This window comes from Bradyrhizobium sp. NAS96.2, assembly GCF_001908235.1.
In the GTDB taxonomy this organism is placed as follows: Bacteria; Pseudomonadota; Alphaproteobacteria; order Rhizobiales; family Xanthobacteraceae; genus Bradyrhizobium.
This window is the reverse complement of sequence record NZ_LGHK01000161.1, coordinates 1-16,100: the sequence shown is the minus strand read 5'-3', so window position 1 is coordinate 16,100 and position 16,100 is coordinate 1. Positions and strand designations below refer to the sequence as shown.

Genomic DNA, 16,100 nt, shown 5'->3' with positions numbered 1-16,100 from the left:
GGTCGTGATGCTGCCGCCGTCGGGATCGCCGGCCGTGAACAGGCTGGAGGCAGCTACGCTATGGCCAGACGCGATCGCCGCATTGGAGGCGGTCACGAGAGGGGCGTGATTGACTGGCGCGGTCACGGTAAACGCCGACGACCAGTTGCCCCAGGCTGTTCCGTCATTGGCTCTAACATACAGGGTGTCGGTCCCGGCCCCCGATTGATAGTAGGTGCGCGCCAGCTGGGCTGCCGTGATGTCGATCTCGGTGTTGGTGCCCTGCACCACTCCGTCAACCACCCAGTGACCGTGCCCTTCGGTATCCCACAGGGCATATTTGGTGACAGAATCTCCGTCGTCATCACTGACCGTGAACATCGAACTTGCGGCTAGGCTCTGCCCACGCGCCGCCGCCAGGTTTGATGTGCTCACGACCGGGGGATGGTTGGCGGAGGGGCTTGCCGAGAACTGCGTCCAGCTACCCCAGATGATCCCGTCGAAAGCCTTGACATACAGTGTGTCGGTGGCCGTGCCGAAGACATAGTAACTCTGAGCCAATTGGCTCGCGGAGATATCGATCTCGATATTCGCCGCCTGCGCGACACCGTTCACCACCCAGTGGCCACTACCTCCGGTATCCCAAAGCGCGAATTTCGTGATGGTATCTCCGTCGGCATCTACCGCCATGAACAGGCTGGAGGCTGCCAATGTCTGTCCAGGGCTCGCCGTCAAGTCTGATGCCGCTGCAATGGGCGGATGATCTACAAACGGGCTTGCTAGGAACTGTGCCCAGTTACTCCATTGCGTCCCATCGAAGGCTCTGACGTAGAGTGTGTCGCTCGCCGATCCGAAAACGTAAGACGTCTGCGCTAGCTGAGCAGCGGAGATATCGATCTCGATGTTCGCCGCCTGCGAGACGCCGTTCACCACCCAGTGGCCGCTGCCTTCGGTATCCCATAGCCCGTAGCCGATGATCGATTCACCATCGAGATCATTTGCGGAAAATAGAAGTGACGCCGCAATGGAGGATTGTGCCTTAGCTGCTGTTATATTTGAGGCCATTACCTTGGGTGGCACCTGCGTCCACAAACTTGCGGTAAAACTATTTGACCACGCACCCCAGACCTCGCCGTCATTGGCCCTAACCCAAAGCGTATCCGCCGTAGAACCGGCCTGATACGTAACTTGGGCCAGTTGCGTCGCAGCAACATCAATCTCTTGATTAGTCGCCTGCGCTATCCCATTAATCAAGAAATGACCGCCTCCGGTACCGGAGTCCCAGAAACCATATTCCGCGACAGTATCGTTGTCGTCTTCAGCTGTGGTGAACAAGCTCGAAGCCGCGATCATGGTTTGGCCTTTTGGCAGTAAAACGTCTGACGTCTTCACCATCGGACCAGGATCAACCGTTACCGTCTGGGTTGGCGCGCTGATCGCTGAAAAGGGCTGACCGTTGCTATCTATGATCGACGCTTCGACCTGGATCTGCGAGCCGACATCTGAAGCCTTCACGATGTAGGTTGCGCCCACCGCCCCTGTGATGGGAATTCCATTGCTCTCCCACAAATAGACGACCTGTGCAGAACCGTTGGCTGCGTCGAGCACTGACGTCGCGGTCAACGCATGATCGGGCTCGGCGCTGCCAGAAATTGTGACTGATAATTTTGGAATCGACGTGGAAACGTTCACGCTTGACCATGAACTCCACATACCGCCGTTGTAGGCTCTGATTTGGATTTGATCGAGCTCGGGACTCGCTGCAGCTTGAATTTGCAATTGGTTCAGATCGCTCAGCTCTAGCGGCTCTTGCTGCGAAGTGGCAGTCACTCGCACACCATTTGCGAATACGAGCGCACTTCCAGAATTCTGGTTCGGGACGACTATTTGGTACTTTGTAATAGGGTTATCTTGGGGGTCGGTCACTGAGACAAAGTCAGAAATCGTAGTAAGCTGTCTGATGGTCAGCGCAATCTCTGCGGTAGTAATGTCGGGAGCAGCGGCTATCTGCGCCGTCGTGACCGATACCGGAGTCCAATCGCTCCAAGCTACCCCGTCAAAGGCGCGCACCATCAAGGTGTCTTGTTCGCTTCCTGCAGCTCCAGTGATCTGCAAGGCGTCGAATTGATCGGGTGTCAGCTGCTGGTCAACGATAGAATTTCCCGCAAGCGTCCATTGTGCAGCCGTTGCGGTAGTTGCGTTCGATTTAACCTCGTAAGTTTTGATTGCATCGCCGTTTGGATCGGACGCGGTAATGACTGTTGCCGCAGAGATTGATTGCCTCGTATCAAATTCGACAGACGCGATATCAAGCTTGGGAGGTGAATTTCCGGGCTGCGCCGTGACCGTCCCGGCCGCCCAACTTCCCCAGCTATTTCCATCGAAGGCTCTCATCTCCAACGTTTCGGTGACAGACGTTGTCGAGCCTGCAGCAATCACCGGCGCATGATAAGCAAGGTTGGCAAGCGCTGATGCGTCGACAACCAGCGTTCCGTTCGTTAGATTTGCGATCTGACCGTTGAGGAACCACGCATCCCTTGTTCCTCCGTCGACTCTAACTTCAATTTTGGAAAGGGAATCCCCGTTCGGGTCCTGAGTCGAGAAAAGCTCCGAAACAGGAATGGAAGTTCCCTGTTCGACCGCTTGGCTCATCATATTAACGATCGTTGGAGTGTTGACTAACTTGGTCGTAATCGTGAGCGTCGACCATCCACTCCAATCTATCCCGTCTGATGCTCGCACATGAATAGTGGCTGCGGCATCCTGAGTTCCAGCCAAAAACTTTAACTTGCTGATGTCTTGGGCTTGCACATCCGAAATGATCCATTGTCCGTTGTTATCCTTGCCAGTCGGCAGAGGTTGACCGTCCAGCACGAACAAGCCGCTCGCAGCATCTGCGCTCTCATCTTCGATCTCGTATTGGACGATCGAATCGCCATTGAAGTCCGTTGCTTGAACAAGCGTGTCAAAAGAAAGACTCTGGCCGACCTGCAGTGTCACGTCCGAAACTACAAGGCTCGGCGGAGTATTCCCCGGTTGCGTTGTTGCAGCAACCGTCTTCCAGTCCGACCAGGTCTGCCCATCCGTTGCTCTTATTTCCAGCGTATCGACGACCGGCGCACTCGTGGTTGAGCCCGCAATAAACTCGAGATTCGACAACTGAGCTGGCGTCAAGTCCTGCGCTACATTCCCCGCAACAGCGCTGCCTTTGAATTGCCAATGACCTGCACCGGTCGCGGCACTTGTATCCTTGACCTCAATCGTCGTGACGGGCTTTCCATATAGGTCAGAAACCGAGATGAACGACGGTGCCGCCTTTGTCTCGCCCCTCTGAAGCGTGATATCATTCGTCGTGATCGTCGGCGCACCATAGTACTCGGTGGTCACGCTGAAGTTCGTCCAGGCACCCCATTCGGTCCCATCATATGCGCGCACCGAGAGACTGTCGGAAATCGCATGGTCAGCTGCCGAGCCAGCCACGAAGCTTAAGTTCGGAAGATCACTCGCATTTATGAGATCATATTGTCCAATCGGAAGCTTTGTACCGCTCAACTCAAACGAGCCGCTGTCTGGATCCGTGTTCCTTTCGAATAGTTGAAACTCCACGATCGGCGACGCGGTCGACGCTACACTGAACAATGCCGCTGCCGATACGATCGTCTCCTTGGGAACGACGATGCTGCCAGCAGTGATTACGGGCGCCGTGAAATAGAGTGGGTTTGGCAGAGTAAATATATTGGTTTGTGTTCCTGTTTCATCGAACGTCACGCCTGGCGCGCTTGAATTGAAAGCGATGAAACGCCCATCGCCCGAAATACCCGCTACAACAGCGTCGCCTTGGATTTGGCCTCCAACGATATTGTGACTGACCTCCGAAAGCTTGCCCGAGATTAAGTCCTTGACGTACACATGGAGTGTCCCGGCATCATCCATCGGGCTGAAGTTAAAGGCGTTAGTTTCGAAAACAACAAACCGACCATCATTCGAAATCCAACCACCTTGACTGTTATCATTGCCTTGTGTGCCGTCGGCCTCACCGCTTACCAGGCGAACGCTGCCCGTAGCCATATCTTTTACAAATAGATCTTCGGCGGCGTTTTTATCGCTCTGGACAAGATTATCGGCCCAGCTCTCAAACAGGACATAGCGCCCATCCGGCGTCACATCACGGACATAGCTCGCCTGATCTGCCTGAGCACCGTCGCTCGCAACGCTCACTCGCTGTATGGCACCGGTCGCGACAACCTTCATGAACACATCAGCGGATTGGTTAGTGTCCTCCGCCACCAGATTGTCCGCGTAGGAGTTGAAGAAAACCTCGCCTGCATTTCCTGTCAATATCGGCGACCAACTGACATCATCCGCTTGGGTACCGTTTGCAGCCGTACTCACCAAACTTGTGAGCCCGGTCGATAAGTTATTTACGAAAATATCTGCGGCAGCGTTGGCATCGCCTGAAACTAAATTCGTGGCTGTACTGGTGAAAGCGATGGTGTTCCCGTCTTTGGACAACGACGCCCCGAAGCTCTCTCCATCGGCATCTCCACCGCCGGCACTTTGGCTGACGCGCCGAATGCCGTGTGAGGCAGCGTCATAGACGAACACATCCCGAAGGCCATTACTATCACCTGACACGAGATTGGATGACCAGCTCTCAAAGACAATCTTGCCTCCGTCTGCGGAAACTGAAGGCGTCGCGCTGAAATCGTTGCTCTCGGATCCGTCGTATCCTGTGTCGATCCTGGTGGTCACCCCCGCCTGCAAGTCTCGAACGAAGACGTCCTGCTGCCCGTTGTTATCTCCCGGGACCAGGTTACTTGCCTCGCTCTCGAACACGAGGTACCTACCGTCAGAGCTAAAGGCTGAAGTGCCTGAATCGCCATTTCCATCTTGCAGGTCTGGCGTCAGGCTCTGCTGACTTAGCTCCGAAATCGTTAGGGGAATTGCTGATGCCTGGAAGGTTTGAGGCAAGCTCCAGGAATTTCCATCGCTTGCCCTAATCGTTATCGTATCTACCGAACCCGCCATTCCGGCCGTATATTGCAGCTGATTGATTTGCGAGGCGGTGATTTGAAAGGGCGCGCTCCCTTGGTGCTTTCCATTCAGGGTGAAGAAACCTCCGTTCGTCCCTGAATTTGAATCGGTAAATTCATATGTCGTAATTAACTGATCGCCGCTGCGATCGCTGGCGCTGAATAGGCTCGCTGCCGAAACGGTATGGCCTGCGCTAAGTTGCTGATCTACCACCTCTACTTGGGGCCGCCATTGTACAGTAGCGGTGTAGAGTGGGTTGCTTATTGTGTATTCATTCGTCTGAATGCCAGCGATCGACGTCGCAAAAGAGTTCTCATTGAACGAAATGATGGTTCCGTCAGCAGATATGCTTGCTGTCAATCCCCCGGAATTGGAATACGAGTCATTTGGATTGACTACCCCCAAGTCGTCGGGGCCCACTTGGGCAACTTTAGTGAGCTTTCCAGTTGCGAGATCGGCTACGTAGAGGTCGTAGGAGAGCTCTCCCGGAGAGCGCGCATTGGTCTCAATTTTACCACCCAACTCAATCCAATTCGCGGTACCTGATTCTTCCAAGAAAGTAACGAAGCGACCGTCCTCCGACATGTCAGGATCGTGCGCATTACTAGGCAAGCCATCGTCAATCATCGTGACGACGCCGCTTTGAATGTCTTTAGCGTAAATGTGGGACTTGCCGTCAGTTACGCCCGGCACCAAGTTAGTCGCACTGCTTTCAAAAACCGCCGTTGCCCCATCAGACGAAAGCGAGCCATCAAGGGCTGCGGCATTTGCCGTTGTGCCATCCTGGGCAATGCTGATGGCTTTCGAGCCACCGTTCCAAAGATCAGCAATCAACACACTCTCGTAGCCACCGCTGTTGCCGCTGCCAATTAGGAAATGACCATCTGCGCTGAAGTTGCCCGGCGCGTCCATGCCGCTTACTAGCGACGTGACTCCAAGGCTGATATCGCGCACATAGGTTCTGGATACATTCCCAGTCACGCCCGCAACTAAGTTAGAGGCCGTTGCCACGAAGGAGACGTACCGACCATTTGAAGATATGCTTCCAAGCGAGGTGCCATCTTCGGGCAAACCTGAATACGAGCTTCCGGAAATCTCATTTCCGTTGACGTCCACGGTCACGGCAGTGACGTGACCCGACTGCAAGTCTTTCACAAAAATCTGGTCATAGTAGACCGTTGTTTTGCCCCCGAACCCAGCATCTATCTGGAACGAGGTCGGCCAACCCGCGTCCTTCGGATCTGCCTTGAACGCCAAGTAGCGACCGTCGTCCGAGACGGCGGCCTGAATCTCTTCAGAAACGGAAGAGTCGATTGAGAGAGCAGACCCGGAACTGCTCGTAGAGATGATCTGAGTCGCATTGGTTACGAGATCATGTTCGAAAATTGCGCCTGAGCTGTACACGCCGTTGGTTGCGAAATTGTCAGTAAAGAAGTCGTATCGACCGTTTGAAGACAAGCCCACATTCTTCGATAGATGCTGGATGACCACGCCAGACGGATTTGTGCTGGCTAACAATCCGAAGGGTTCATTCAGGATGACTGGAGCAACATTAAGCTGTTGCCCCGAAGAGCTGGCTACGGACAGCGTGCTGACGAAACCCTCAAAGCTTGCAGTCAATATTTTGGCGGCCGCAGTCGCGTTGCTTGCGATGATCAGAGGGCTTGGTATTACCTGGTTGGCACTAGTCGCAGTACCCCATAGCGCCTTCAAATCGACCACGACCGAGGCGTTGCTACCGCTTACCTTGAACACCAACCGCTCATCTTGCGCGGATGGCGAACCCATATATTTGATCCGGACAGTCGTCGTCTTACCGGACGCCGAATAGCTCAGAACCAGGTCGTTTCCGTCGGCACGATAAAAGAGCTGGGAGGAATCAATCGAAGCGATCGACGTCTGAAGACCGTTGACAAGTCCAGCACCAATTTGGATCCCTGACCCTACAGGAGGTTGACCGGTCGCGGGCACCGCATTTAAGACGGCAGTAGAAAGCAGCGTGACGTCGTCTATGGATCCCGTGGAGATGGATGACTGATCGATCGTCGCATTGGCTCCAAGCACCACGTCGAAATGATCTGCTTGTGCATTGCCGAATGCTGTGGAAGAACCATCTTCGAAGATGAAAGTGTCACTCCCGCCCATACCGTAGAGATGATCACTCCCTCCACTTCCGACAATGACGTCGTTGCCCGAAGTCCCGATTAGCAGCTCGTTGTTTTTGAGGTCTTCTGGATGACCTATGACGTAATGAGAACCTGCGGCCCAGTTGTTCGACGTCCCGCCGAAGACTACGTAGGAGGGCCCCACATCAGCCTGAGCTGGCGTGGTCTTCAGAAAATTCGGTTCTCCCGGATTGGCGCTGAAGAATGCGGCAAGTCGACTACCAATTGCGGTGTAGAGAAATTTGTCATGTAGACCGATGGAATACCTGGAGGGATCTTCCGCATACGTGACTTCGACTATTTTCCCGCCAGTCGTATTTCCGCCCAGCGTTACGCCGGCCTTCGGAACGAGATCACCGGCGTTCTGAAACATTACGATCGGCTGACCCGCACTTCCCTCGAAAGTTCCTGGCGCGCCATCCGTGACCGCTTCAATGTCCAATGAAGGGAACAGGGTCCGCAAGCTTGCCAGCGCCTTCTGAACTGCGACGCCGCCTAGGCTGTGACCGCTCAGAAGAATGCGCTGAATGCCATTGTCGGTAACATATTTAGCAAGCGCCGTTTGCAGATCAGCAAACTTATTCCAGTAGGACGCAACACTCGGATCGCTCCCAAGCAAGAGTGACAGCTTTGGAGCAGGCCAATCTTTTACGTCAGAGAAAAATTCAGAAAGTCCGGTGTCAGTACCGCGGTATGCGATGACTAAGGTTTTCAAGCTCGTCGATGACGAGCCTATCGCGACATTCCCAACGGCCACAATTGCTTGTGCATTACCGTTCTGGAAGCGACCAGGAACGGCCAGGGTATCGTCGGCGGAGTTCGGATCAAAGCCGAGATCGGAAGCACTAAGCGGCCGCCAGCGCGACATCAAATTTGCGAAATCCGCGCCGGCTTGACTGTCGTCCGCTGGATACGCAGCGTCTGCAAAAGTCAGCAGCTCGGTATAGAGGTCATTAATCGAAAACTGCGGCAAAGACGAATTTGTCAGCTGGATGGTGACCGGCTGGCTATATTGGATTCCATCAAAAGCAATGAGTTGTAGCTGTTCGGCTTTTCCGTTCGTGCCAGCGCTATAGGTTATTTGCGATAGCTGATCCTGCGTCAGTACCGGCAGCGCCACGCCATGCACTTGCGCAACGCCATTGAACTGAAGGACGCCAGTACCGTCCCCCAGTGAGAGATCCTTGATCGTGAAACTTAGCGGGGCGGGACCGTCGGGATCGTTCTTTATCGTGAATAGATCCGCGATGTTTAGCGATTGGCCCCAGATTGCAACTCGATCTCCATTGCTCGTCACAACTGGCGGGCGATCTACGGCAGTAATCGTAAACGAGGATGGAGCACTCCATTTCTCGCCGTCCCCGACTTGAACGGTAAGGGTGTCAACCCCAGCAACACTCGCATCTTGATACTTAAGGGACAAAAACTCACTCGCCGTGAGAGTCTGGCCGTCCAAGCTGACGGGCGTATGCCCATCGTTTGTGAAAAAGCCGCCACCGCCGAAGCTTCCTGATGCGGTTCGCTTAAAACTATCGGTGAACTTGTAAAGCAGCTGATCCGAAGTATCGTTTGGGTTGCCACCGGCTGCGCTGACCAGCGAGGTAAGAGCGACGGGATCCGAGCTTGTTAGAGAGCTAGTGCTGTGAGTTGTAACGATCGGCGGAAGATCAACGATGTTGATCCTGATGTTCGCGACGCCCCAAGTTGTGGCGTCGTAGGTCGACTGATCATCACCCGCCTGAATTTCGATCTGTGCCGCTTGCTTATCAGTCCCTGAGGCAACAAACGTTACATCGTCCTGGTATTGCTCATAGGTAATGACAGCTCCGTATCCTAACGGGGAGCCGTTCAGCAACACCTCTCCGGCTCCAGGAGTATGATTGTAAATTCGGATCTTTGTTGGACGGTTCGATGGTCCGTCCTCATCTGCAAAGCCGGCTTTGCTGGCGAGAGATATCTCACGATCTTTGCCAAGCGCGGATGCCGTCTGCGCAACGGCCACGTACGGTACGTAATTTCCGACAAGCGTTATTCGGTAATATAGTTGAGCGGGCTCGTCAGGCTCTTGTATCCACGTGAAGTGTTGAAGGAGGTCGGGTAGGTAGAAAGTGTATGGACTATTGTCTGGCACCCAATGTCCGTAGACCCGCCAACTAAAGCCAATTCCGCCACCCCACCCTTCGAATGTTTCCTCGATCGTGTAGCGAATGCCTTGCGCCGGCACGTTGATCTGGACGTAATCAGTCCTGTTGTAGTAGTTGATCGTTCCAGAAATTGTTGAGGGATAATGCGATAAAGTCCAGGTCTTTACGGTCATCCTGCCCTCTTCGAAATAAATGCAAATAAAAATAATAAAACTGAAATATTAGATCACAGTACGTTCAAGCGATTCAAGTGGCTACGATCGCCGATCCGGCCGCTCCGCGGGGCGCATTCGTAAGCCTTCCGCTGGTGAGCGATGGTCGCATCGCTATTGCAGAACCATGTCAAGCCGTCGGGCCGTGGGCAGAAGCCAAGGACAGCCTCGAGCGTCCCCGCACGTAGCGCAGGAAGGCTCGGGTGACGACATACCCAGGCGAATATGGTGCCGCGCAGCACTGCAGTCGCGAGAACCAGTAACACCCGCGGTTGTAGGTTGTAGGCGTCGTTCGCGTATCCATTGTTATGGAAGAAGTCGGCCTTTGGCCGATCCGCCCCCCACTAACCTGGCGGGAAGTGCGCAGCTAAAGCGGGCGAGCCAACTCGAGATATCGGCAGAACGCGTTCGCCAGTTGCATCTGGCGGGGCGTTCGGCATTCGACCTCGAACAGCCGGGGACTGGCCACCAAAACACAAATGCATCTCGCCCTCGACGTCGCCACGTTCAGCCGGTTCGCGCTGTAGAGAAACTCCATTCCCCGCGGGGCATCGGCATGCGACGAGGTGGTCATCGAATAAATCACGATCGGCGCCTCCTGTCCCTGAAATTTGTCGACGGTGCCGATACGCGCGCCCGGTAACCGGTCCTGAAGCTCAAAGACCTGCGCGTTGTAGGGGGCGATGATCAGGATGTCTTCGAGCCCAATTGCCGCTTCCCTCCCTGCAGCGTCGACCCAGCTCGTGTTGCTACTCAGAATTTCATCGACGAGTCTCTTGATCTCGTCTGCTTCTTCGGGCGACGAGTTCTGGTTACCGACATGCTGGATAGCAAGATAGCGAAGGCCCACCCCGTTCACACGGCTCGACGACCGAACCTCCTGCCGCTCCAATCCCGTACGCGAGCGAAGTCGGCCTTCATAAAAGAGCTCCGACGTGAAAGCGCAGACGTCGGGGTGCAGGCGCCAGGTTTCTTCGAGAAACAGTCCGCGGCTAGCCTCGATCGTTGCGTGCTCGCCTAGGACATGGTCAAGCGCGGACGTTGCAACGCCGTCCGGATGGCTCCCCTGTATCGGCTGCTCAAGCTGCCTAGGGTCGCCCAGGAGGATAACGCTCTCGGCCGCCTGCGATACGGCCAACACATTTGCCAAGGACATCTGCGCTGCTTCGTCAACAAACAGAACATCCACAATGCCTGCCGCATCCGGCCGGGCCCAAAACCAGCTGGTGGCACCGCCAACCTGGCAGCCATTGCCAAGCCCGTCGATGAAGTCTGGGTTCTTCGTCGTCTGCTGCAGTCCGGGCAGAGAGGCCGATTCATCTTTGACCTTTTGAATGCATTGAATTGGCAGACTTTGCTCGGCAGCCGCCTCCAAGGATTTATCGAGCAAGTGGCGAATAACCTTATGGCTGTTGGCTGTAATGCCGACCGTCCGCCCATCGCGCACAAGCGCGCAGATCATGCGCGCACCGGAGTGAGTTTTGCCGGCACCTGGCGGCCCCTGCACTGGCAAGACGCTCTGATCAAGCGAGAGAGCGGCACGCATTGCGGTCGCCAGCGGCGGCTCGCCAGATTGCTCCAACATCTGCCCGGAAAGACGTGGAGCCACTTTGAGCAGCAAGTCGCGAGCGGCTCGATATGCACCGGGCCCGACGATCCCGTGGCCAGCGACATACTCGCCAATGCGGAACACCGATTCTGCGAGAACCTGATTGTCAATGAACTTATGCGCGAAGACCGCGTCGGGATGAAAATCTGCCGTATCCTGACGCTTCTTGATGTCGATTGTTCTGTCGTCATCAGAAATGGCCACGACGCTGCCAAGCTTGTCGCCGCCTACACTCCTCAAATCGTCATCGGCGCGAACATCGGTCTCCTGAACCGTGAACCCGTAGCGGTGAATTGGTGCTTTCGCTGTGCCTCCAACGAGACCGAGAAAGGTCAGCCCTCCCAGTCCTGCGCGCTCATACAGGAGATCCTCGGCTGACAAATCGCTCAGCCGGAAATACTCCCACCATACTGCCTTGTTCTCGCGGCCGAAGAAGTCGATCAAGTGAGCAAGTAACCAGCGCGCCTGCTGCTCATCGCTGCGTTCGGCAGCATCGTCCGGGACGTCGCCGGTCAACCGTGCCACAAGTTCGGCGACCCGGCGCTTCCAGTCGCTGAGATCCCCGCTTATCTCGGCAACCTTCGGCTGAGGACGATCGATCCTCCTCCCCTGCGCGATCAGATCGCCTCGTACCCCTTCAAGCCAGTCCCGCAAGGCGCGCGTTGAGGCACAATCGTCGCGGTTGTATCCGATGATGGCCGTCTGATCGCCAGCATCAATTGCATTGGCATCGGCCAACTCGAGGCAGGCCTGCACCCGTGCCATGGCGCCGCCGACATCGATCAGCGGGACAGAGCGGTCAAACCGGTACAACGGCTCGAGCTTCTTGATCGAGTAACTTTCGACGCTGGCTCGAATGCCCTGTCGAACGACGGCGTACAGGTCGACGAACACGCCGGCCCGAAGGAGATTGTCGACCTCGTCCTCTCGTGTGGCGTATCGCCCCATCAATCGCTTCAGGGCGGCCGGCTCATAAGGCGCGTAGTGATAGACGTGCAAGCCGGGATGCACGGTCCGCCGCTCCGTCACGAAGTCAATGAAACGCTCGAACGCCGCCCGTTCTTGCTGCCGCGTCGTCACCCAGTCGCCGACATAGGCGTCTGTGCCGTCGTCATTGGCGTAGAGATAGCCGAACAAGAACTCGAGCCCACCGCCGTCTACGAATGGGTCGCCCTCGAAATCGAAGAAGATGTCGCCTGCCGAAGGCTCAGGCAGCCGGAACAGGCCGAATTCCGCTACGAGCGGAAGCGCCTCGTAAAGTACCTCGCCCGCAGTACGCCCCTCCACCTGGAGCCTCGCCTGCTCGCGCACCTTCTCATAGCTTGACGCAGTGCCTCGATCTGGTCGCCATTGCAATGGAATGGGCAGCGTGGCGAGTGCGGCCATGGTCGCCGCGCCGCGCCGGACCAGTTCTTCGATCTGCGTTTTGGATATGCCAGCGACAAGCGAAAGGTGATCGTCGGCGCGTCGCCGCAATGCACAAGGCTCGCGCCATCGGCAGACCTCGCAATGTTCAATTGGGTCGGGGTAGAGGCCATCCTGCGGGGGCGCAGCTGCAAAGTTCTCCAGGCCGCGCCTGATGCGTCGGTAGAACGCCGCAAAATCAGCGACGCGGTAGGCCTCCGGCAAGTACTCGGTCCCGGGCGTCACGACATGAGCCGTCTCCGGGACCTTCTGCTGCATGATGGCCAATAGGTCCGAGTAGAGGCTCAGCTGCAGGACCGTGCTGCCCTTGGTCTCGCGGGCCAGCTTGGTGTCGATGACCTCGTACGACCAGCCGCCCAAACCGCTTAGCGCCTCGACACGTCGCAGCACGTCGGCGCGACCGCTCCAATGCCCGTCCCGTAACGCCGCCTGGACGATCACCGCGTCGCCCCGCGCCATTGCCTGCTGCGTCTGGGCCACTGAGGCATCATCGATTCCAACGCCGTCAATGACGGTGACGGTCCCGCCCTGACGCGCGAGATGATCGACAAAACCCTGCTCATGGATCTTGCCGCGCTCCACTAGGGCCTCGAGGGTGGGATCGTTGCGGAGCCTTGGCTTGGCCAGTTCGCCCTGGGTAACCTTGAGATCGAGGTGTGTGAGGTAGCGACAATTCAGATGCCCGACCAGGTCGCCAGCGCTGAAAATGATCGCCGCGCCGTTCTTTTGCATTTATTCCCCCCGAGGCCGCTCTACCGCCCGAACCCTGGTGCTACGTCTCCCCAACAACGATACCGATCTTCGGACAGTCGTGAAAGGCTCGCAGCGAGCAGACAGGCAGATATACGGCCTCGTCTTAAGGTTGAGCTTGCTTAGCCGCTATGAGTCTGGCTCTCTAGCTACCTTTCTGAATGAATAGCTAAGCCCTCACTCGATTAGGTGATTGATGTTGAGATTCATACGCGAACATGAACTACCAAAACAGATAACCAAACCAAAACAGCCGGGGTCCAAAATCCGAATAGCAGTGCCCTTCTGGGGAAAGGGTGGGATGAGATCGCTTGGGCTCCAGAACTGGAAAAACGTGGAAGTCATCTGTAACCTGGAGAGCGGCGGCTGCAATCCCTATGCTATCGAAGAGCTTCTTAAGGCAGGATTCGAAGTTCGATCGCATCGACGTCTGCACGCCAAGATCTATATTTTCAACGAACGGGTGATTATTGGGTCTTCCAACGTTTCGTCAAACGGCCTGATGGAAACAATATCTGAAGCCAAGGGATGGGTCGAGGCGAACGTACTGTCCGACGAGCGCCTCCTAGTTGATAGGGCACGCTCGCTATTTCGACAGCTTTGGACGAAGAAGCCGACTAAGGTCGTTGAGCTGGATAGTGAGTTTCTTGCGGACGCCAAGAACGCCTGGGATAGCAGGCCGCACGTGGGACCAACGACCACCGCGAAGACTCTACTGGCCGCTTGTAAGGAATGGCCGCAGTTATTTGCCTCGGTTTTTCTCGCCATTTACACTGAGGATCTGAGTCCAAAAGCGAACGAAAAGATGAGGGCTCTGAAGACAACAAATGCGGCAAAAAAGCCACTTGACGTAGCCGACCTTCAAAAAGCCTGGGGCTACCAATTTCCGATTAATCCCGGAAGCTGGATTGTGGATTTTGATTGCCGACGGAAGAAAGGCAAAATCTGGGGATGCGCACGAGTGCAGAACCCGGCAACAATTCTCAACGTCGCCGGTGAAGATAATCTCGTCATAGCCATAAGGGGGAGCGTGCGGCCCGCCGGATCCGATCGCGCCTACAAATTGGGCGCTAGGGAAAAGGCCTTGCTCGAAGCGAACTCTGAAACTCTTAGAGAGTTAGCCGGAGACCGCACGCTCTTGCCACTTACGGAAGCGCTAGACCACATCGCCCTTTAGCCCGCAACCAGCTTGGAGGCAGTTGCGAGTAGCTGCAAGCGTTGAGATCCGTCCGGGGTCAAATTGAACACACCGCCCTCATTGAGCAACATTCGTTTCAAAGCCGGTCCTACCGTCTCAGGCTTTACTAGATCCACGGTCGCGATCCCAATCAGGCTGTCCAACTTGTTAGTTATTAGATGGGCAGCTACTAAGCCTCCTTCCTCAGTGAGTTCGCGGTGGTGAGGATAGAGTAACAACAGTCGATCACAGTCATAAACGTGAGCGTACGCCATCATTTGATAGACATCGGCCTGCCCCACCCCCCGCTTGGGATCTTCGATTGCTCCCTTTAGCCGCTTCCACTTCGTATCAACCACAAGTAACGGCTTGCCGTTTCGACTAACCACAACATCAGGCCGTGTTGCAAAACGAAGTGCTCCATTCTTCCGATCAATAAGTGCGTACCTCTTGGGCCCCTGCAGTTGCACCGAAAACTCCGTCCCGCGAAGCGCGTCCTTGAGAGCGCGTCCGACAAACTCCTCGAACAACTTGTTCATTTCAAAGAGAAGCGAAAACCCTTCGGCGACTCCTATCGTCGTTGACTGGTAGCGATCCTGGAGCAGCATCTTGGCAAATCTGAGCAGCTCGGCCCAACCGACGTTTGTGCGGTCGAGTAGAACCTGATCCCAACGAAGAGACCGTATTTGAGGCGCTGCCACATCGTCATAAACAAAGCTCAGCTCTGCTAGCCGTCGCTGATTTTCGACATTGGTGGAGATAGCCAAGAGCCGCGCTATCGCCGCCTTCATTATCTGATTGAGTGCGATGTTCGAACTCAGCTCGTCATATCGACAAGCTAACTTTTGCGGCGTTGCAGCCAATAGCGTAAATTGACGAACAACATCGAGGCTTCCACGCAATGCCATGACGTCATCCTCAACACCGACATACTTGCGTGGCATCCCCTGACGTAGAGCCAGAAATAGCTTGTCGGTGAACAGTCGTATGAGGATCTCGAGCAAATTCTCCTTCTGCCAACCAAGCGTCGCCGTTAATCCAGTAGCGATGTCCAGATCGAGCACCTTAGCCAGCATATGAATAAGGCTTCTGCGGGTTGCCTGATCGTCGTCCGCTCCTTCTATTTTTGGTAGTATCTCAAGGGTCACCCCCTTCGCAACCAACACCCCAACCACCTGTTGAGCACGAAGCTTTGACGACCTATCTACCAAAATTCTCTCTTCGTCATCGCCGCCCAACCTTGCGCAACGCGCCACCCTTAGCAAGCGATCAGCAAACGGACGGGTAAACGCCTTGGGGCCAGCCGATGAAGACTCTATCGGCAAATAGTCCCACTCTTTCACCGTCCGATGAATCATCAGATCAGCTCTTCATAGGCTGCATCTGAAAAAGTCGATCGGATAGTGTACCGAAACCGCTCGCTCGCATCGTCTTCCGAAAGCATCGGAGGCTGCGGCAATTTTGTCCTAACTATGAAGTTTCCCTCATCGCTCAACTCGCCGAGCACCAGCCGCACCTTCTCCCAATCATCGTAGAAATACTCGGCGAGCAGCGGAATTATTTTGTTACGCATGACATCGTCCAGCTTGTCGCGACTGTCGCAGT

General features: G+C 55.4%; 3 protein-coding genes and 2 pseudogenes. 1 reads left to right on the top strand and 4 read right to left on the bottom strand.

Annotated elements, in window-relative coordinates; translation table 11 throughout:
* Together AC628_RS29995 and AC628_RS29990 are read right to left on the bottom strand one after the other, a co-directional pair.
* Positions 1-9,495, bottom strand: a pseudogene (locus AC628_RS29995) (PD40 domain-containing protein); the annotation flags it as partial.
* Between the two features lie 406 nt (positions 9,496-9,901).
* Entirely contained in the window at positions 9,902-13,300 is a 3,399-nt protein-coding gene (locus tag AC628_RS29990) for a TM0106 family RecB-like putative nuclease (RefSeq protein ID WP_074130378.1), read from the bottom strand.
* Between the two features lie 319 nt (positions 13,301-13,619).
* Between AC628_RS29990 and AC628_RS29985 the strand changes: the two genes are divergently transcribed.
* Positions 13,620-14,495, top strand: coding sequence for a phospholipase D-like domain-containing protein (locus AC628_RS29985; RefSeq protein WP_168193475.1), 876 nt, complete (start codon positions 13,620-13,622; stop codon positions 14,493-14,495).
* On the opposite strand, the gene AC628_RS29980 is transcribed toward AC628_RS29985, so the two are convergent.
* Positions 14,492-15,853, bottom strand: coding sequence for an McrC family protein (locus AC628_RS29980; RefSeq protein ID WP_074130375.1), 1,362 nt, complete (start codon positions 15,851-15,853; stop codon positions 14,492-14,494). The genes AC628_RS29985 and AC628_RS29980 overlap by 4 nt on opposite strands.
* Positions 15,853-16,100: pseudogene (locus AC628_RS44335) on the bottom strand (AAA family ATPase); the annotation flags it as partial. The pseudogene AC628_RS44335 and the gene AC628_RS29980, both read right to left, overlap by 1 nt.